The organism is Vreelandella maris (assembly GCF_013371085.1).
In the GTDB taxonomy this organism is placed as follows: Bacteria; Pseudomonadota; Gammaproteobacteria; order Pseudomonadales; family Halomonadaceae; genus Vreelandella; species Vreelandella maris.
On record NZ_JABWCV010000025.1, the window covers coordinates 24,730 to 42,860 of the forward strand.

Genomic DNA, 18,131 nt, shown 5'->3' on the forward strand with positions numbered 1-18,131 from the left:
CGTAGCGACTCGCTAGAATTAGAAGGTAATCAATATGTTGCAAGTGAATGATTTACACGTCTCCGTCGAAGGTAATGAAATCCTCAAAGGCCTCACCCTGACCATCAATGCGGGTGAAGTGCACGCCATTATGGGGCCGAACGGCGCGGGTAAGTCGACGCTATCAGCGGTTATCGCTGGTAAAGATGGCTACGAAGTCACCCAGGGCACTATTACCTTTGAAGGCAAAGACGTGCTCGAAATGGAAATTGAAGAACGCGCCCAGGCGGGCCTGCTGCTGGGTTTTCAGTATCCGGTCGAGATCCCGGGTGTTAAAAATATCTACCTGCTGAAATCGGCGCTGAATGCCCAGCGCGTCGCCCGCGGCGAAGGCGAAATGCCAGCGCCGGAGTTTATGAAGCTGGTGAAAGAGAAGCTTGGTTACATGAAAATGGACGCCAGCTTCCTGCAGCGCGCCGTTAATGAAGGCTTCTCTGGCGGTGAGAAAAAACGCAACGAGATCCTGCAAATGCTGGTGCTTCAGCCGAAGCTTGCGATGCTCGACGAAATCGACTCTGGACTGGATATCGACGCCATGAAAGTGGTCGCCGATGGTGTCAACAGCCTGCGCGCTGAAGACCGCGCCATTCTGCTGGTGACTCACTACCAGCGCCTGCTGGATTACATCGTGCCTGATCAGGTTCACGTCCTGGTCGATGGTCGTATCGTTAAGACCGGTGACGCTGAACTAGCTAAGCAGTTGGAAGCCAATGGGTACGAAGGTATCGAGGAGTCTGTGGCATGAGCGATACGCAAACCTTTTTAGATACACTCAAAGCGCGCAGCCCGCACTATCAGGCGGAGCCCACGTGGATTGCTGCACGTCGTCAGGCGGGTGCAGCCCGCTTTGAAGCGCTGGGTTTTCCGACTCGGCGTGATGAAGAGTGGAAATACACCGACGTGCGCTCAATTGCTCAAGGCAACTTTGCGCTCGCCGACAACGCCGAGTTCTCTCAGGCCAGTGCCGCGGCGCTGACGCTGCCCATCGATGCTTACCGCCTGACCTTCGTGGATGGTGTTTTCTCGTCGGCGCTCTCGGATGTGGACTCGTTGCCGTCAAGCGTCCAGGTGTTACCGCTTTCCAAGGCGCTGGCGGAGAACCACGAAGCAGTTGGTGGCCCGCTGGGTCGCTTAACCGGGGTGGGTTTCTCACCGTTTGCGGCGCTGAATACGGCATTTATGGAAGAGGGCGCTGTGGTGCGCATTGCACCGGGAACGGTCGTTGAGAAACCTATCCTGCTGCAGTTTCTGTCCCGCGCTGGCCAGCCGGTGATGTGTCACCCGCGCGTACTGGTGGAAGCAGGTAGCCGCAGCGAAGCCACGTTGATTGAACACTACACCGGCGAAAGCGAAGCGACCAACTTCACCAACGTCGTGGGTGAACTGATGCTTGATCGTGGGGCGATCCTTGCTCACTACAAGCTACAAGAAGCACCATTGGGTGATATGCATGTGGCGAGCATTCATGTCGAGCAGGGCCGCGATACACGCTATACCTCGTACAACCTGAGCCTGGGCGGCGCACTAGTGCGTAACGACTTGATCAGTGATTTGAACGGCCAGGGCGCGGAAACCAACTTCCTGGGCCTGTTCTTTGGTCAAGGTCGCCAGCACGTCGATAACCACACCAAGGTCAACCACAATGCGCCGCTGACGTTCTCTAATGAGAACTACAAAGGCATTCTGGATGACCGCGCTCACGGCGTGTTTAACGGCAAGGTCTACGTCAAGCGCGACAGCCAGAAAATTGAAGGGTTTCAGAGCAATCAAAACCTGCTGCTTTCGGATCGTGCTCACATCGATGCCAAGCCTGAGCTTGAAATCTACGCCGATGATGTTAAGTGTTCACACGGCACCACTACCGGCCAGCTGGACGAAGAGGCGGTCTATGCCCTGCGCACGCGCGGTATCGATGAAGCCACCGCACGAGGCCTGCTAACCCTCGCCTTTGCGGGAGAGGTGTTGGATAAAGTTAGCCTGGATGCGATTGCCGAGCGCGTTGAACTCGCGGTTGCGGGTAAGTTGCCGGAGCGCTTTAATCTTGCTGGGCTTGTTGAAGCGGCAGCCGCACTTAACGACTAGTTCTTTAAGACCCGCTTTTAAAGACTAGCCTCAAGGGCTCAACGAGGAGTGATTGATGCCAAATACCGTTATTGAGCAGGCGCCCGCGCAAGTGCAAGCACCCTTTGATGTCGCCCGTCTGCGTCAGGATTTTCCGGTACTTGCCCGTGAAGTGCACGGCAAGCCGCTAATCTATTTAGACAACGCGGCGACTAGCCAGACGCCTCAACAGGTGATTGACGTCTTCAGCGATTATTACTCACGCTATAACGCCAATATTCACCGTGGGCTGCATACCCTTGCCGATGAGGCAACGGCGGCGTTTGAAGGCACGCGTCACAAGGTGCGGGCGTTTCTCAACGCGGAAGATGCGCGTCAGATCATCTTTACCCGCGGTACCACGGAAGCCATCAACTTGGTCGTGCAGAGCTGGGGACGTAAAAACCTAGCACCTGGCGATGAAGTGCTGATCTCAATGTTGGAGCACCACTCCAATATTGTGCCCTGGCAACTGTTGGCCGCCGAGATCGGGTTTACCATTAAAGTGATTCCCGTTGAGGCCAATGGCGCATTGGATATGGCTGCTTATCGCGCACTGCTGAGTGAGAGTACAAAGCTGGTAGCGGTCAATCATGTCTCTAATGCGCTAGGGACCATTAACCCTGTGCAGGAAATGGCGGCACTTGCTCACCAGCACGGCGCCTTGATTCTGATTGATGGCGCCCAAGCTGCCCCTCATCAGGTAGTCGATGTGCAGGCGATTGATGCTGACTTTTACGCCTTCTCGGGCCACAAAGTGTATGGGCCAACCGGCGTAGGCGTGCTGTATGGCAAGCAGGCTTTGCTGGAGGCGATGCCGCCTTGGCAGGGCGGCGGTGAGATGATTAAAACCGTCTCTTTCGGTGCAGGCACCACCTTCGCCGATTTTCCGCACAAGTTTGAAGCCGGAACGCCCGCCATTGCGGAAGTCATTGCGCTGGGGCGTGCACTTGAGTGGGTAGAAAGCGTTGGTGTTGCTGCTATCGGCGAGTGGGAAGGGCAGTTGCTTGACCGCGCGACGCAAGCGGCTGGACGAATCGATGGGCTGCGTATCTTAGGCACCGCACCGCAAAAAGCAGGCGTGTTGTCGTTTGTGGTGGAAGGGGCGCATTCGCAAGACATCGGCTTATTGATAGATCAACTCGGCGTGGCTATTCGAACCGGCCACCACTGCGCGCAGCCCTTGCTGCATCATTTCGGAGTCGATGCGACGTGCCGTGCTTCATTTGCTGCGTATAATACGTTCGAAGAAGTGGATAGCTTTATTGAAGCACTCAATCGTGTCATTGGTATGGTGCGTTAAGGTCGGTTCTTTAAGGCCAGCTCTTTGAAGAACGTTTTTAAGGACAGATATGGATCTTGAGCAAGTAGCCAGTCTCGAACGGGGTCAACAGTTGCCGCTCCAGCGCGATGTGGAGGCTATTGCCATTCCGTTTGGTAGTACGGAAACGCTCGTTGAAGATAGCGTAGTCAGCGTCATGCAGGCTAAAGGTAGCTCGGTGAGCGTCGGTTTTGAGGGGCGCCTGTACTTGATTGAGGGGAGCAACCTTGATGCGCTGGGGCTTGAGTCGTTGCCCCGCCCCACACTACCTGAAACTGCCAGTGAAGAGGAAATCGAGCAGTTTGTGTGGGATCAGTTACGCACCTGCTTCGATCCAGAGATCCCCGTCAATATTGTTGATTTGGGCCTAGTTTACGGCTGCCGCATTGAGCGCCTGATCAGCGGCGAGCGCATTGCGACTATTCGTATGACGCTAACCGCCCCGGGATGCGGTATGGGCGATGTTATTGCAGCGGATGCGCGCAATAAGATTCTTGGTGCACCGCAGATCAGCAAAGTACACACCGAGATAGTCTTCAGTCCCCCCTGGAGCCGTGACATGATGAGTGACGAGGCCAAGCTTGAACTCGGCATGTTCTAACCCCAGCTGGGGAACTGGATGCATAACCTCTTGTTGAAATGGTTAAAGCGCTTACTAATGTCGCTAGGAGCACTGTCGCTGCTGGCGACATTGCTGTTTATAGGTGGCAATTTTTGGGTGCTCGCGACGACAGCTGCTTATATCGAACGTCAACCGCAGCAGTGCCGTCCCGCGAGTGTGGGAGTCGTCTTCGGTACTTCTCACTGGACGCGCAGCGGTGTTCGGAATCCGCACTTTCATGCGCGAATGCGTACTGCGGCCACCTTGATTGAACAGTCCCAGGTCGAGCATCTGTTGCTGTCTGGAGATAATCGTACCCAAGCGTATAACGAGCCACGAGCGATGTGGCGCGAGCTTTATCGGCGCGGCGTTGCATCAGAGCAATTGACCATGGATTTTGCGGGCTTTAGCACTTATGACACCCTTGCGCGGGCACGGGATGTGTTTCAGTTGGATAAAGCGCTACTGATTACCCAGAGCTGGCACCTTCCCCGCGCGGTGTACATTGGACGTGCGTTGGGGATGGATGTTACTGGCTGCGTGGCGGATGATGCCACGGTGGGAGTCGAGTGGCGGTTAAAACTGCGCGAGTGGGCAGCGCGTGTGGCTACCCTGGGCGATCTGTATCTATGGGGCAGGGAGCCCTATTTCCTCGGCACTCCAGAGCCCATAGAGTTTAAGAAGCGTGCGCCCATCGAGCTAATTCTGCCGTCACTAAACGAACGCTTTTCGGCACCCTAGCGTTGCGTTTTGCGCTTTTGCAGCGCATAGAGCTCGCGAATCAGTTTACGGCACCCCCGCATGCATTCCTCTACCACCGGTTCGATGGGATCAGGTAGCGGATGGGTAAAGAGCGAAGAGAGCGCTTGCATCAATACACGCTCTTGCTCTAATAACTCATTGATCAATACTTGGCTATCGTTACCTACGAAGCTTTTTAGACGGCTCCAAAGCCATAAAAAGTCATCGCGTTCAACGTCTGCATCCCGAGGCAGCATTTTCAAATGCGCACGGGCAAGCTCCTGCAATTTACGCATCTGCTTAAGCCGCTCAGTATAATGCGGCTTTAAAGCGTCGCGCAGTGAGGGGCGCAGGCGTTCGATATTGTCTTGGAAATAATCAATGCTATCGGCCAGCGCTTCCAATACGCTGTCCATCGCCACTTGGCGATTATCGAGAAACATGAGCGTCTACCTCCTTCGGTGACGCAGATTGTGGGGGGGACAGCGTCGATTTGCCACCCCCGAATCGGATTATTTTAAGATTTTGCCTTAGCCTTTAGGCTTGGGCGGCGCTTTACGAGCTGGGGCGGCATTTCTTTCAATGTGCTCAATGATCATGCCCGCAATATCCTTGCCGGTGGCGTTCTCAATGCCCTGCAAACCAGGCGAAGAGTTAACCTCCATAATCACCGGGCCGTGATTTGAGCGTAACAAGTCGACACCGGCAACGCGCAGACCCATGGCCTTGGCTGCACGAATCGCCGTTGAACGCTCTTCAGGAGTGATTCGGATCACGCTGGCGGAGCCCCCGCGGTGTAGGTTCGAGCGGAATTCACCATCCGCCGCCTGACGCTTCATCGAAGCCACGACTTTATCGCCGATCACTAAGCAGCGAATATCAGCACCGCGTGCTTCCTTAATGTACTCCTGAACCATGATATTGGCTTTCATACCCATGAAGGCCTGAATGACTGATTCCGCCGCCTGGTTCGTTTCCGCTAACACCACGCCAATTCCCTGGGTGCCTTCAAGCAGCTTAATCACCAGCGGGGCGCCTTTGACCATGGTGATCAAGTCAGGAATATCGTCCGGAGAGTGCGCAAAGCCGGTAATCGGTAGCCCCAGCCCTTTGCGTGACAATAGCTGAAGTGAGCGTAGTTTGTCCCGCGAGCGTGTAATTGAAACGTTATCGTTGATAACGTAGGTGCCCATCATCTCGAACTGGCGTAACAGCGCACACCCATAAAAGGTCACCGACGCACCAATGCGGGGGATGACCGCATCAAAGTGCTCAATTTCTTGACCTTTATAGTGAATCGAAGGGTGGTGGGAGGTAATGCTCATATAGCAGCGCAGCGTGTCCACCACACGAGCGGTATGCCCACGCTGCTCTGCAGCTTCAACCAGACGGCGTGTAGAGTACAAATTACGGTTGCGCGATAGCAGAGCGATATGCATGTAGGGGACTCCGAGTCTAAATAAAGGCGGCTAATAAAAGGGGTTAAGGCTCACCGTGCAAAAATGCCGCACCGGGTGCAATTAGCAGGCGGCGCATAGCGCGGCGTCCTAATAACATTGGGTGGCGCATATTGCTGCGGTCAGTCAGGGTCAGTTCAACCGGAAAATTCAAATCACCCATTTGCATTGGGGTACGTATTACATAGCGCCACTCGCTATGTCCGTTTGAACTGGTGACTCGGCGTCGATCATGTAAATGTAGACTGTAGCGATGGGCGGGTGTAGTTGGCCCAGCGCTGTGGGTAATAAAACTTACCCATAGTTGACCATGTTCATCTTCATGTGTCTCTATCTCTTCTGCATGCAGGGCAGAAGTACGCGCACCAGTGTCTGCTTTACAGCACAGGTGAAGCCCTAGCTCAGGTAACGTCACCATTTCACGGCGTCCAATGACCGCCTTGGCCTGATAGGGTAATTCCTTCACGGCTCACTCCTTGCAATTAAAAATGACAACATCAAATCAAGCCTTTCTCTGCGACATCATCATGCTCAAACGGTGTTGAATAGAAGAGCCTTCGGGCGCATCACGCATGGCCATCATGACCGGTAAACGTAGCCGTGGGATGAGAGCAAGATCACGCACTACCGCGGCAAAATCAGTACGCTCATCTTCCGCCAAACGCTGTAGAAAAAGAGGTAAGCGCTCAGCGTCTTCAAGATACACCCAGCCACGCCCGGCTATGGCAGCCAGCATATCCGGCCCACAAACTGTGGTGTCTTTAAGTAAAGCGGAGTACCAATTGCCCACCGCTATTGCATTCGTATTACCCACAGCGCGCAGGCAAGCACATAAGGTTTCAATGTCGCCCGCTTGTGCGGCGGCTTCGCCACGACGTTGCAGCGCGTCGACTAATGCCTGTGGCAGTGCCTGGTGCTCTAAACAGTAGCACACGGAGTTAATAACGGCGGTAGGTAGGTCAGGCAGTCTCAGCGCTAACGTGTCCGCGTCGGGCGATTCCATACGAACGACGTAATCGGCAATTCCCTGTAATCCCAATGCCTGCCAATCAATCGCTTGCTGGCCACTCAAGTAATCCTCAACCGGCTCAAAATGCTGGCTGGCAGGTAGCCCTGCGTCAGAAGTGGCACGGGCATTGAGTATCGCTTGAAAGGTAACGCTGGGCGTAAAGGCGAGGGGATTATCCTTCATTAAGTGGTCCACGTCCGCTGTTTCTTCACGTCCCACCTGAGAAACAGCTCGACCTAATGTTTCCAGCAGACGATTTAAAAACGCATCACGCTGAGCAGGGGCAAGCATTCCCTGTTCATCTAGTGGCAGCGCTAAAAACCAAATGGCAGGTTCGGGCATATCCCCCAAACGGAACAGAATGGCTAAACGTGCTTGGCCTTGCCAAGGTTCTGGCCACGCCAGTTCGCCACGCTCAAAGGCGGCGAGGGACTCCCGTGGGCAGGCGACCACATGGCGGCCCATATGGTAAAGGGAAACCTCTGCGCCGCTGCGGGTAAAAAACTCATCAAGGGTTTGAATCGGTTGCATGACATCCTTCCGCGTTGCAAGCCTGCACTCTACCTTGATGATGGGTCACTGTCAGCCGCCGAGGCGGATAAATACCGGCCAACGGGTATGTCTTACATGACAGTGTGGTTAAAAAGTAAACAACTGTGCGAAAGCCCCATGAGAGCAAGCGCTGCGACACCTTTCCATAGTTTATCCACAGGCTCGTGCAGGTTTTCTGTGAGTCTATGGATAACTCTTCACAAGTGACCTTGATTGGCAAGCAGCCAGCCGAATGGGGATAATAGTAATAAGATACGCTTTTTCATTTTTCGAGGTAGTTACAAACGACGTTATGAGTACTTTTCAACCGCTACAGACAGCACTTCTAGAACTTGAAGCCGCGATGAAAGCCGCCGATCTATGGCGTATGCCGACACCTGACGCTGATGCATTCGCCAGCCAGCAGCCGTTTTGCATTGACACGATGTCGCTGCCTCAATGGGTGCGCTTTGTATTCATTGCTCGCTTAAACGCCTTAATTGAGGCCCGTGCCGCCATGCCCGCCAAGTGCGAAGTGGCTCCCGCTGTGGCCGCGTATTTGCAGCAGGAGAAAACACCTGCACATCATCAATTGCTTGTTGTACACGCGGTAGAGAAAGTTGACCAGTTAGTCACTGAAAGCTGAACAGTATTTAAAGGTGAAAGCGGTTTAAAATACAAAGCCTGCCGCAAGGCAGGCTTTGTAAATTACATCTGTCATAACGCTTTTGAAGGCGGCTTAGAAACGGTAGCTGAGGCCCGCCATTACCACTACTGGGTCGATCTCAACGGTGCCCGCCTCTGCACCGCCCACCTTGGCATCGGAATCGATATCGATATACCACGCCGCAGCATTTAACGCCCAATGTTCATCAATCAGCAGATCGATACCGACTTGACCCGCTGCGCCCCAGGAGTCGTCAAGCTCCAATGACGCGCCGATATCGGTTTTTTCGTCAGAGAAGAGAGTGTAGTTAATACCTGCGCCGACATAAGGCTGAACACGGGCCTCGGTACCCCCTAACGGGTAGTACTGTAATGTGAGGGTAGGTGGCAAGTGCTTGGTAGAGCCATCGGTCACGCCTTCCACTTGCAGGTCGTGTTTGAAGGGTAGTGCGGCCAGCAGCTCGACGCCCATCTTGTCGTGGAAGCGATAGCCTAGCGTGAAGGCAAAATTCGTCTCTGCATCGACATTAACATCGGCGCCTAATATCTCACCGTTATTGCTTGTCGGGTCCACTTTTGCAACACCCACGCGGGTAAAAAAGTCACCCGCGCCATAGGCGAATACCTGGCTGCTGGTCATCAAAGCCGCAGCGGCAATACTGGAAACGAGTAGGGTGGGAAGGGCGGCTTTACGCATGAGTTGACTCCTAGTGGCATTGCTAAGCGGCTATGGATAAGCCACTTCATGATGTTTAAGAGTTTAATAAAGAGGTGGTCACTGGTTATTGATCTAGGGCAAGGGTGGGCTGCCTTAACGCCAGATTCGTTATTCATAACATGAACGGCAGGCATAAAAAGGCCACCCGAAGGTGGCCCGATCACATACAGCGCAGAAGGGCTGTAATGTAGAGACCTTCCTGTTGTCGATATATCTGACACGCAAAGGTCTCATGAACAACTTATTGGTTAGCGAGTGATGTGCTGATATTCACCCGCATCGGCTGTCATACTGCTCACTATCAGGATAGCAATAAAGGAAGCGATGAAGCCGGGAATGATCTCATACACACCGGGACCACCCATAAATTCACCGTTCCAGCCCAATGCAATCCAGATCATGACAGTGGCGGCACCCACTACCATGCCAGCGATAGCGCCAGCACCGTTCGTGCGCGACCACATCAGCGACAAGATAATCAGCGGGCCAAACGCGGCACCAAAGCCTGCCCAGGCATTACTAACTAGTCCAAGCACCTGTGAATCCGGGTCTGACGCGATAACGGCTGCCACCAAGCCAACCAGTACGACACTGATCCGGCCTACGCCCACACACTCTTTATCGGTCGCTTCTTTACGAAAGAACAGGCGATAGAAGTCCTCGGTCAGTGATGAAGACGCCACCAGCAGTTGGCTGGAAATGGTACTCATGACCGCCGCCAGCAGAGCAGCATAGAGAAAGCCAGTGACCAGCGGATGGAACAGCAGCTCGGCTAGGATAATAAAGATCGTTTCCGGATCTTCTACGTCCATGCCATTACGTACCGCGTAGGCACGGCCAAATATGCCCAGAGAGACTGCGCCAATCAGCGAGATGGCCATCCAGCTCATGCCGATATTGCGGGCAATAGGCACATCTTTCAGCGTTCGGATAGCCATGAAGCGTACGATGATATGTGGTTGGCCGAAATAACCCAGGCCCCAGGTAACGGCAGAGAGCCAGCCGATAAAGGTCAATCCTTCTGTCCATGACAGTAGCGTGGGATCGACCTCATTGAGTGTCTGTGACGCTTGGGTGAAACCACCGCCACCTTCGCCAAACAGCACCACCGCTGGCATGATCACCAAGGCCAGCATCATGATGCAGCCTTGCACGAAGTCCGTCATGCTCACGGCCAGAAAACCGCCGACCACGGTATAGACCAGGACCACACCCAGCGTAATGATGATGCCCGTAGCGTAATCGCTCAGGCCACCAATGTTGATGACGCCAGCAAAGGCGCTTTCGAACAGCTTACCGCCTGCCACTAAGCCTGACGCCGTGTATACCGCGAAAAAGATAACGATGACGATGGCGGAGACCGTTCTCAGCGACATTGACCGAGTGGGGAACCGGTTGGCCAAGAAGGCTGGAATCGTAATCGCATTGCCATAGTGCACCGTCTGTTCACGCAAGCGCGGTGCCACCAGCACCCAGTTAAAGAAGGCACCCACGAACAGGCCGATACCGATCCAGGCTGAGCCCAAGCCGGATACGAACATCGCCCCGGGTAACCCCAGCAGCAACCACCCGCTCATGTCTGAAGCGCCAGCCGACAGGGCCGCCACCTTTGGGCTAAGGGTTCGGCCACCTAGCATGTAATCTTCCGAGGTGGATGTGGATTTGCGCATAGCATAAAGGCCGATGCCAATCATGAGCGCAAAGTAAGCAAAAAGGCTGATCCAAACGCCAATAGCCATAAAAAAGTCTCCTGTTTCTTAGTTATTAAGTCGGACGTAGCGCCGACAGGTTAGTGCGCTTACCGAGAAGAGTGGGTTGTGGCGCAGTCTTGTTGTTGTTAATGGCTGTTATTCCCTTTTCCTATTCACTTGACGTACCCCAGTAAGTGTCAGGCTGGGGTCGGGTCGGAGAATTTGTGGGTGTGATGAGCGGCTCACTCATCACCCAGCGCCAGTAGCGACGCGTTCCCGCCTAAGGCAGCGGTGTTATTAGTAATCGTTTTTTCAGTTACAAAACGCTGCAAGTAGTGAAGACCGCCGGCTTTTGGCCCTGTACCAGAAAGCCCTTGACCACCAAACGGTTGAACGCCCACCACAGCCCCAATGATATTACGGTTGATGTACACATTGCCCACGCGCATTTTCTGCGCTATTTCAGCGGCGAATGATTCGTTACGGCTATGTACGCCAAATGTCAGGCCGTAATTGCGTCCGTTAATGTCATTGATAACTTTATCAAGCTCGCTGGCTTTGTAACGCACGATATGCAGTATGGGCCCGAACTGCTCGCGCGTGAGTGAATCGATGCTATCAATCGTGAAAGCGACAGGCGCTACGAAAGTGCCATCTTGTGTATGCTCAGCAGCCATCGGTGTTTCGGCGACCAGACGATTTTCGGCTTTGAGTTTTTCGATGTGCTCCATTAAGCCTTTGCGCGCCTCTTCATCGATTACCGGCCCCACATCGGTGCCTAAATCTCGAGGGTCGCCAATGCGCAGTTCATTCATCGCGCCTTTGAGGATTTCAATGACCCGGTCGGCAACATCGTCTTGTAGATACAGTACCCGCAGCGCCGAGCAGCGCTGCCCAGCGCTCTGAAAGGCTGACTGAATCACATCTACCACCACCTGTTCAGGCAGGGCAGTAGAATCGACAATCATGGCGTTCATGCCGCCGGTTTCCGCAATCAGGGTGGCCAGCGGGGCATTTTCTCGTGCCGCCAAAGCGCGGTTGATAATTTGTGCGGTGTCGGTGCCACCGGTGAAGACTACCCCGGTGATCCGTGGGTCGGAGGTCAGCACACTACCTACTGTGGGGCCGTCACCGGGCAGTAGTTGGACGACATCACGGGGCATGCCCGCTTCGTGGAGCAGCTCAATAACACGATGCGCGACGATAGACGTCTGTTCCGCCGGTTTGGCCAGTACTGTGTTGCCTGCTACCGCCGCCGCGACAATTTGGCCGCAGAAGATCGCGACAGGGAAGTTCCAGGGGCTGATGGCTGCGAATACGCCCTTGCCCCCCATAAATAAGCGGTTGGATTCGCCAGTGGGGCCAGGGAGCTCGATGACTTGGCCGAAATCCTTTTCAGCGCGCATGGCGTAGAAACGGCAGAAGTCGACGGCTTCTCTAATTTCATCGACGCCATCGGTAAGCAGTTTACCGCCTTCACGCGAGCACAATGCCATTAGCTCTGGCATATGCTCTTCCATCAAATCCCCCAAGCGACGCACAATAGCCGCCCGTTCGGCCACCGGGGTGGCGTCCCAGCGAGGGAAAGCGGCCCAGGCAGCATCCAGCGCCTGGGTGGCTTGCTCTTTGCTCGTCCACTGAACGCTACCGATGGTTTTTTGGCGGTCGTATGGGCTGGTAACGCTATGGGTATTGGCGGCGTCGTCAGCGACATCAAAAGCGAGCAGCGGCTTCGTCGGGTACTGCTGATCCATAAACGCGGCCATCTTCTCCATGAGCGGATAGTAGTGGCTGCGTATATTCAGATTTACCCCACGTGAATTGCGCCGCTTGGGCCCGTAAATGTCTTTGGGTAACGGGATGTTCATATTGGCCAGATGTTGCTGCTGGCGCAGGGTTTCAATCGGGTGCTGACACAGCCACTCGACCGGTACGTCAGGGTCAACCAACTGGTGAACAAACGAGGAGTTGGCACCATTTTCAAGCAGGCGCCGCACTAAGTAGGGCAGCAGGTCTTTATGCGCACCCACCGGGGCGTAAATTCGGCAGTAGGTACCTTTCGGGGCTCGCTCAAGAGCAGCGTCATAAAGGGCTTCGCCCATGCCATGCAGGCGTTGAAACTCAAAAGGACGGCTATCGCGATTAGCAAATTCTAAAATAGTCGTCACAGTGTGGGCATTGTGGGTAGCAAACTGCGGGAAAATGCGCCCATTGGTGTCGCTAGAGAGCAGGAACTGCGCGCAGGCGAGATAGGCTACATCGGTACCCGCTTTACGTGTAAATACCGGATAGCCGTCGACCCCAAGCTGCTGGGACTCTTTAATTTCAGTATCCCAGTAAGCGCCTTTGACCAAGCGCAAAGGAATCTCATCACCTTGCTGGTCGGCCAAACGGTTGATGTAGTGCAACACTGGCAGCGCGCGCTTGGAGTAGGCTTGAACCACTAAACCGAAGTGCCCCCAGCCCTTGGCGGCTTCACTTTCGTAAACTGCACGGAAGACTTCCAGGGAAATCTCCAGGCGATCAATCTCTTCAGCGTCAATAGTGACCGCAACATCCAGTGCACGCGCCTTGCTGACCAGCTTGATGACCGTGTCGACCAGCTCGGCAAGCACTTGCTCGCGGCGGCCAAACTCATAGCGCGGGTGAAGGGCTGAGAGCTTAATGGAGACCGACGGCGCCGGGGTTTTATCGCTTAACGTTTTGCAGGTCTTGCCGACTTGCTCAATGGCCCGCGCGTAGTCATCAAAATAGCGCTGTGCGTCATCACGGGTACGGGCGGCTTCGCCCAGCATGTCGTAGGAGTAAGTATAGCCTTTATTGAACAGCGGCTTGGATCGCTTCAGCGCTTCATTAATATCGCGCCCCAGCACAAACTGCTTACCCATGATCTTCATCGCTTCGTACATGGCGCGGCGGATCACCGGCTCACCCATACGATTAACCATGCGATTGATGAAGTTGGCGGGCTGCCCCTCTTTAGGGTGGTCTAGCTTGAGCACGCGCCCGGTCATTAACAGACCCCAGGTAGAGGCGTTGACCATCCACGAGTCGCTCTTGCCCACGTGAGACTGCCAGTCGGCGGGGCCGAGTTTGTCTTCAATCAGGGCATCGGCGGTGGCTTTGTCGGGAATGCGCAGCATGGCTTCCGCTAGGCACATCAGCATCAGGCCTTCGTGAGTATCCAGGCTGTACTGCTGGAGTAACTCATCAATAGTATCGACGGCCGTGTCCATTTTACGGACATCCTGAACCAATGCGGCTGTATTGGCTTCAATGCGGGCAAAGTCGTCGCGGTCAGCATCCAGCACCTTGATCAGTTCGCTGACATAGGCGCTTTCATCCACTATATAGTGGTCGCTAACGCGCGCCATGAGAGTGTCGAGATCAGTTTGCCAGATGGCAGGGTCACGCATTTTCTTGGCATTGAGCATTGAAGCCCCCGAAAGTCTGAACAGAGCGAATGGGTAACAGGGCGTTACGCCCAAGCTAGTCAGCGAATGTAGAGTGCGGCTAACTCAGGTGTATGCTGATTTCACGGTAAAACATGTCAATTCCGCGGCAAGCACAGTAACTTTACGACTTTAGTATAGTTTTTGCTGGCCAGCTAGCGGCCCTAACGCAGCGTTTGAGGCACTGAGCGCAATGGGTGACGCATCACCCTGGCGTAGTTTACGCGGCGACAAACCATAGCTACGCCGGAAAGCATGAGAAAGTGCGCTTTGGTTGGCAAAGCCGGTTTGAATGGCAATATCGGTGAGCGGAAGTCGGCTTTGCAAAATCAGTTGGCGGGCCGCATTTAGCCGTTGCCGCTTGACGTATTGCCAGGGTGAAAGCCCGGTTTGAGCGCGGAAACAGTCGGAAAAATGTGCTTCGCTCAAACAAGCCAGCCGCGCTAGGTCGGCGACACGCAGCTCCTCGGCGAGATGCTGGCGAATAAAATGATTAATTCGCGTCAAATCCAGCCGACGTTGGTTTGAAGTGGTAGCAGAGCCTAATCTCGCTTTAAGGGAGCCTAAAAGGGTGGCCGCTAAGCGGTCTTGCTGAAAGGAGTTGGTAGAGGTATCAAACCCTTGAGCAAGTTCGCTCTCCATAAAGGCTAAGTAGTGGCGCAGTGCGTTGTCTAAACCAAAGAAACGGGGGGCATCAAATAGCGCTACTAATTCGTGATTTTCACCTGTTAAAGCGGGGGCGTCCTCGGGCAGGTCGAGAATCAATTGTCGATTATGGCCGTTGCCCGAATAGTAGTGCTCGTGATTGGCGGGCACGATACAGCCCGAAAAGGCATTGACGCGCCCACCTAATCCTTCAATTTCAAACTCTGACGAGCCACACATGGTGATGACTATTTGATGAAAATCATGGGCATGATGTTGCGTGGCGCTGGCCAGAGGTATTTGTCGAATGGTGCTCGGCATAGCAGGTCTCCTGGATCGCACCAGCTACTGCTGGCGGAGGGCTGTATGGGCGGACAAATGATCGCGAAGGGCCTTAAGTTCAGCCTGGCCCTCTTGATTGAGCAATGGTTTACCCTGGGCTACCATCCAGCGTCGGCCATGCTGCTCCATTAAATGCGCGGCACGGCGACGAATGCCATCCAAATACTCATTATGCCGAATAGGGTAGCCGATGATAGCGTTCCACTCGGTTTCGCTTACCTGGCTGTTGAGCGCTTTATCAAACAGCGCCAGTAAATCCTTAGGTTCTGTGCGGTAGCGCGGCGTGCTTGAGGTCATCAACACCAGCATTACCGCGCCAATCACCAGCAAACACACCCCAAATACCAATAAATACAGCGCCATTCGCTGGACTCCTAGGCGTCATCAGTTCATAAATTGTCATTTAATTATACGCGTGACGCCGCCAAGGTCGAAAATTTTACTATTTTGCGAACTTTTCCAGTGCGGCGTGTCTGAGTATGTACAGACAACAGCGCGATAGCAGTCGCTAAAGTTGTTGTTCTGGCTCTTTGTTTTGATCCCTTGCTTCCGCTACTCCTTGAGTAGCGGTTTTTTTTGCCTGATGCTTGCCTGTTTTATCGCTGCTTAAAAAAAGCGTTGCCAGCATAACGGCTAATGGCGGCGAATCATTAGCAGTGCAATTAGGATATCACGTCGTGTCACGATGCCTATTAACCGTTGTTGTTCTACGACTGGGTACACCTTGGGTTTCGCTGAACGCATTTCCTGTGCCAAGTCGGTAATGCTCTTATTCGGTGATACGCTGAGTACTTCGTGGCGCATCAGCTCTTTAACGAGCGGTGCCTCATCATCGTGATAGATACTATCAAGCACACGGCCCAATACATCCTGCTCCGAAATAAAGCCGATTAAGCGGTCGGCGGCATCAACCACCGGTGCACCTGGCAAGCGGTGTAGTGCCAGGCCCTTGGCTAATGTGGTGATGGATGCGTCGGGTGAAACACGGTAGCAATCGCGGGACATGATGTCGCGAACGATGTTGGGTGCAGCTCTACTCATCATGAACACTCCTCGATCATCGTATTCAGCGCTGTGACAATAAAGCCGTCGCAGGCAGTGCGTTCTGATTGTTCGTTGTTGTAGGCGCTAAGGTAGAATCAACTCTTTCACTGTAGGTGATTTGTTCATGGCGTGCGTCCTGCAAGCTATCTTTATTCAACGCTATAAGTACTGAATTTTCTGTGTTGTTAATTTTCTAATGGCATAGCTGATCGTTAATTAAGGCATCAAGGAGCCTTCCATGGATGCACGTGAATATTTAAACCGCAAAGGCGTGGGGAATGAACGTGACCCGGATCGACCCAATACGTTAGAAGAGAAAGCCTGGGAACGGGCGAGGGGCTCTGGTCATCAACGGCCTAAATCGGGCACACCCCATGATTGGGAAGACTGGGAGCGCCATCACGATGACTTGGCTGAAGGGGCTGAAACCCTTGAGCAGAAAATCGATAAAGAAGCCCATCGGATTGCCCAGGAGCGGGCTGCTCAGGCCGCTAAGGAGCCAGCCCCTGACGCCGTAGAACACTTCACGCCACCACCCAAGGCGGCGCTAGATACGACCCCGGCTGCATCATCCAAAACGGCATCAGTAAACCAGGCAGAACCAGCGACACCTGAGCCCGCCGCGTTGAAGTTCGCCTATTATGCCCTGGCGATATGCCTGCCACCCCTCGCAGTCGGCTTAACACAGGGCGGCCAAAAGCGTGTGATTATCGCGGTGCTGCTGACTCTGGCGGGTTGGTTGCCGGGTGTGGTGTATGCGGTTTGGTGGTTGCAGCGGCGTTAACCAACGATTGTTATTACGTTTACGGCTTGGCAGCTTCAACCATGTGCGTATAATCCGCGTAAACTAATTTATAAGCCGGGGTTTACGATGGGTTATCTAATGGGCGTTACCGCCCTGTGGGCATTTTCCTTTTCGTTGATAGGGGTTTATCTGGCGGGGCAGGTCGACAGCTACTTTGCGGTGCTGCTACGAGTAACGCTTGCCATGCTGGTGTTCCTGCCGTTTTTACGCCCCGGCCTGTTGCGTGGTAAGCAGCGGCTCGCCCTCATGGGATTGGGTGCCATCCAATTGGGGGTGATGTACACCTTCTTCTACCAATCCTTTTTGCTGTTGTCGGTGCCTGAAGTACTGCTGTTCACGATCTTTACGCCTATTTATATCGCACTGCTGGATGACCTCCTGTTTGGCCGCTTTACCCCCATCTATCTCGTGACGGCACTGCTTGCAGTTCTCGGGGCAGGCGTCATCCGCTATGACGGTGTCGATAGCGGCTTCTGGATGGGCTTTTTAGTGGTGCAGGGGGCAAACCTTTGCTTTGCTATTGGTCAGGTAGGTTATCGTCGATTAGCGGCTGATTTGCCTCCTACGCTGGCGTGGCACAATGTATTTGGCTGGTTCTTCATTGGCGCAATGGTAGTGGCACTACCCGCTTATTTACTCTTCGGCAACAGCGCTGCATTACCGACCACATCGCTGCAGTGGGGCGTACTGGCCTGGCTGGGGTTAGTGGCGTCTGGCGTTGGCTACTTTGCCTGGAATCAGGGCGCCACTAAAGTGAATGCTGGCACGTTAGCAATTATGAACAATGCACTGGTGCCAGCAGGGCTTATCGTTAACCTGGTAATTTGGAACCGCGATGCGGATATTCCGCGCTTGCTGCTAGGCGCGCTCATCATTGCGGCCTCGCTGTGGCTCAACCATTGGTGGTGCCAGCGTCGTCAAGTGGCCGTTAGCTAAGCCTATTTGCCCGATACCTCAGGTGTCTCCATA

General features: G+C 54.0%; 18 protein-coding genes. 8 read left to right on the forward strand and 10 right to left on the reverse strand.

The features are described from left to right. Nucleotides 1-34 precede the first annotated feature (34 nt). From sufC to HUO07_RS17370, 5 genes are read left to right on the forward strand one after another with little or no spacing between them, the layout of a single operon-like run. Nucleotides 35-784, forward strand: coding sequence for a Fe-S cluster assembly ATPase SufC (sufC, locus tag HUO07_RS17350; RefSeq protein WP_176304601.1), 750 nt, complete (start codon nucleotides 35-37; stop codon nucleotides 782-784). Next, nucleotides 781-2,121, forward strand: coding sequence for a Fe-S cluster assembly protein SufD (gene sufD, locus HUO07_RS17355; RefSeq protein WP_176304602.1), 1,341 nt, complete (start codon nucleotides 781-783; stop codon nucleotides 2,119-2,121). The genes sufC and sufD overlap by 4 nt, the downstream gene beginning before the upstream one ends. 55 nt (nucleotides 2,122-2,176) lie before the next feature. Further along, entirely contained in the window at nucleotides 2,177-3,442 is a 1,266-nt protein-coding gene (locus HUO07_RS17360; RefSeq protein ID WP_176304603.1) for an aminotransferase class V-fold PLP-dependent enzyme, read from the forward strand. Between the two features lie 49 nt (nucleotides 3,443-3,491). After that, nucleotides 3,492-4,061 (forward strand): putative Fe-S cluster assembly protein SufT, encoded by a 570-nt coding sequence (gene sufT, locus HUO07_RS17365; protein WP_176304604.1) that lies wholly within the window; start codon nucleotides 3,492-3,494, stop codon nucleotides 4,059-4,061. Nucleotides 4,062-4,079: 18 nt separating this feature from the next. Beyond that, on the forward strand, nucleotides 4,080-4,802 hold the full coding sequence (locus HUO07_RS17370; RefSeq protein WP_176304605.1) for a SanA/YdcF family protein: 723 nt from the start codon (nucleotides 4,080-4,082) through the stop codon (nucleotides 4,800-4,802). On the opposite strand, the gene HUO07_RS17375 is transcribed toward HUO07_RS17370, so the two are convergent. From HUO07_RS17375 to HUO07_RS17390, 4 genes are all read right to left on the reverse strand, one after another. After that, nucleotides 4,799-5,245: a hypothetical protein gene (locus HUO07_RS17375; protein ID WP_176304606.1), complete on the reverse strand. Its 447-nt coding sequence runs from the start codon at nucleotides 5,243-5,245 to the stop codon at nucleotides 4,799-4,801. The genes HUO07_RS17370 and HUO07_RS17375 overlap by 4 nt on opposite strands. An 87-nt stretch (nucleotides 5,246-5,332) precedes the next feature. Next, nucleotides 5,333-6,241 carry a 30S ribosomal protein S6--L-glutamate ligase gene (rimK, locus tag HUO07_RS17380; protein WP_008957022.1) on the reverse strand — a complete coding sequence of 303 codons (909 nt, stop codon included), beginning with the start codon at nucleotides 6,239-6,241 and terminating at the stop codon, nucleotides 5,333-5,335. 43 nt (nucleotides 6,242-6,284) lie between these two features. After that, the gene (locus HUO07_RS17385) at nucleotides 6,285-6,725 is read right to left on the reverse strand and encodes a putative ATP-dependent zinc protease (protein WP_176304607.1); all 441 of its coding nucleotides are present in this window, start codon (nucleotides 6,723-6,725) and stop codon (nucleotides 6,285-6,287) included. Nucleotides 6,726-6,761: 36 nt separating this feature from the next. Beyond that, a complete protein-coding gene (locus HUO07_RS17390; protein WP_176304608.1) occupies nucleotides 6,762-7,799 on the reverse strand; it encodes a DUF3549 family protein in 1,038 nt (345 codons plus the stop codon). Nucleotides 7,800-8,112: 313 nt separating this feature from the next. Between HUO07_RS17390 and HUO07_RS17395 the strand changes: the two genes are divergently transcribed. Beyond that, on the forward strand, nucleotides 8,113-8,445 hold the full coding sequence (locus HUO07_RS17395) for a YqcC family protein (RefSeq protein ID WP_176304609.1): 333 nt from the start codon (nucleotides 8,113-8,115) through the stop codon (nucleotides 8,443-8,445). 93 nt (nucleotides 8,446-8,538) lie between these two features. Here the strand turns inward: HUO07_RS17395 and HUO07_RS17400 are convergent, their stop codons facing one another. The 6 genes from HUO07_RS17400 to HUO07_RS17425 form a co-directional block, all read right to left on the reverse strand. Next, complete coding sequence (locus HUO07_RS17400; RefSeq protein ID WP_176304610.1) at nucleotides 8,539-9,162, reverse strand: OmpW/AlkL family protein; 624 nt, start codon at nucleotides 9,160-9,162, stop codon at nucleotides 8,539-8,541. Nucleotides 9,163-9,431: 269 nt separating this feature from the next. Continuing rightward, nucleotides 9,432-10,922 carry a sodium/proline symporter PutP gene (gene putP / locus HUO07_RS17405; RefSeq protein ID WP_176304611.1) on the reverse strand — a complete coding sequence of 497 codons (1,491 nt, stop codon included), beginning with the start codon at nucleotides 10,920-10,922 and terminating at the stop codon, nucleotides 9,432-9,434. A gap of 194 nt (nucleotides 10,923-11,116) precedes the next feature. After that, nucleotides 11,117-14,308 (reverse strand): bifunctional proline dehydrogenase/L-glutamate gamma-semialdehyde dehydrogenase PutA, encoded by a 3,192-nt coding sequence (putA, locus tag HUO07_RS17410; protein ID WP_176304612.1) that lies wholly within the window; start codon nucleotides 14,306-14,308, stop codon nucleotides 11,117-11,119. Nucleotides 14,309-14,458: 150 nt separating this feature from the next. Beyond that, nucleotides 14,459-15,292 carry an AraC family transcriptional regulator gene (locus tag HUO07_RS17415; protein WP_101145266.1) on the reverse strand — a complete coding sequence of 278 codons (834 nt, stop codon included), beginning with the start codon at nucleotides 15,290-15,292 and terminating at the stop codon, nucleotides 14,459-14,461. A gap of 24 nt (nucleotides 15,293-15,316) precedes the next feature. Then, nucleotides 15,317-15,676 (reverse strand): hypothetical protein, encoded by a 360-nt coding sequence (locus HUO07_RS17420; protein ID WP_008957014.1) that lies wholly within the window; start codon nucleotides 15,674-15,676, stop codon nucleotides 15,317-15,319. Nucleotides 15,677-15,946: 270 nt separating this feature from the next. After that, nucleotides 15,947-16,354, reverse strand: a complete 408-nt coding sequence (locus tag HUO07_RS17425; RefSeq protein ID WP_035557597.1) for a CBS domain-containing protein — start codon at nucleotides 16,352-16,354, stop codon at nucleotides 15,947-15,949. Nucleotides 16,355-16,595: 241 nt separating this feature from the next. On the opposite strand from HUO07_RS17425, the gene HUO07_RS17430 reads away from it, so the two are divergent. Both HUO07_RS17430 and HUO07_RS17435 read left to right on the forward strand, forming a co-directional pair. After that, nucleotides 16,596-17,141 carry a YqaE/Pmp3 family membrane protein gene (locus HUO07_RS17430; protein WP_176304613.1) on the forward strand — a complete coding sequence of 182 codons (546 nt, stop codon included), beginning with the start codon at nucleotides 16,596-16,598 and terminating at the stop codon, nucleotides 17,139-17,141. A gap of 87 nt (nucleotides 17,142-17,228) precedes the next feature. Next, the gene (locus HUO07_RS17435) at nucleotides 17,229-18,098 is read left to right on the forward strand and encodes a carboxylate/amino acid/amine transporter (protein ID WP_176304614.1); all 870 of its coding nucleotides are present in this window, start codon (nucleotides 17,229-17,231) and stop codon (nucleotides 18,096-18,098) included. Nucleotides 18,099-18,131: the final 33 nt, after the last annotated feature.

Bases quoted from the DNA above. Each gene is read 5' to 3' on its own strand.
- sufC (WP_176304601.1), top strand. From the start codon at position 35: ATGTTGCAAGTGAATGATTTACACGTCTCCGTCGAAGGTAATGAAATC.
- sufD (WP_176304602.1), top strand. From the start codon at position 781: ATGAGCGATACGCAAACCTTTTTAGATACACTCAAAGCGCGCAGCCCG.
- HUO07_RS17360 (WP_176304603.1), top strand. From the start codon at position 2,177: ATGCCAAATACCGTTATTGAGCAGGCGCCCGCGCAAGTGCAAGCACCC.
- sufT (WP_176304604.1), top strand. From the start codon at position 3,492: ATGGATCTTGAGCAAGTAGCCAGTCTCGAACGGGGTCAACAGTTGCCG.
- HUO07_RS17370 (WP_176304605.1), top strand. From the start codon at position 4,080: ATGCATAACCTCTTGTTGAAATGGTTAAAGCGCTTACTAATGTCGCTA.
- HUO07_RS17375 (WP_176304606.1), bottom strand. From the start codon at position 5,245: ATGTTTCTCGATAATCGCCAAGTGGCGATGGACAGCGTATTGGAAGCG.
- rimK (WP_008957022.1), bottom strand. From the start codon at position 6,241: ATGCATATCGCTCTGCTATCGCGCAACCGTAATTTGTACTCTACACGC.
- HUO07_RS17390 (WP_176304608.1), bottom strand. From the start codon at position 7,799: ATGCAACCGATTCAAACCCTTGATGAGTTTTTTACCCGCAGCGGCGCA.
- HUO07_RS17395 (WP_176304609.1), top strand. From the start codon at position 8,113: ATGAGTACTTTTCAACCGCTACAGACAGCACTTCTAGAACTTGAAGCC.
- HUO07_RS17400 (WP_176304610.1), bottom strand. From the start codon at position 9,162: ATGCGTAAAGCCGCCCTTCCCACCCTACTCGTTTCCAGTATTGCCGCT.
- putP (WP_176304611.1), bottom strand. From the start codon at position 10,922: ATGGCTATTGGCGTTTGGATCAGCCTTTTTGCTTACTTTGCGCTCATG.
- putA (WP_176304612.1), bottom strand. From the start codon at position 14,308: ATGCTCAATGCCAAGAAAATGCGTGACCCTGCCATCTGGCAAACTGAT.
- HUO07_RS17415 (WP_101145266.1), bottom strand. From the start codon at position 15,292: ATGCCGAGCACCATTCGACAAATACCTCTGGCCAGCGCCACGCAACAT.
- HUO07_RS17420 (WP_008957014.1), bottom strand. From the start codon at position 15,676: ATGGCGCTGTATTTATTGGTATTTGGGGTGTGTTTGCTGGTGATTGGC.
- HUO07_RS17425 (WP_035557597.1), bottom strand. From the start codon at position 16,354: ATGAGTAGAGCTGCACCCAACATCGTTCGCGACATCATGTCCCGCGAT.
- HUO07_RS17430 (WP_176304613.1), top strand. From the start codon at position 16,596: ATGGATGCACGTGAATATTTAAACCGCAAAGGCGTGGGGAATGAACGT.
- HUO07_RS17435 (WP_176304614.1), top strand. From the start codon at position 17,229: ATGGGTTATCTAATGGGCGTTACCGCCCTGTGGGCATTTTCCTTTTCG.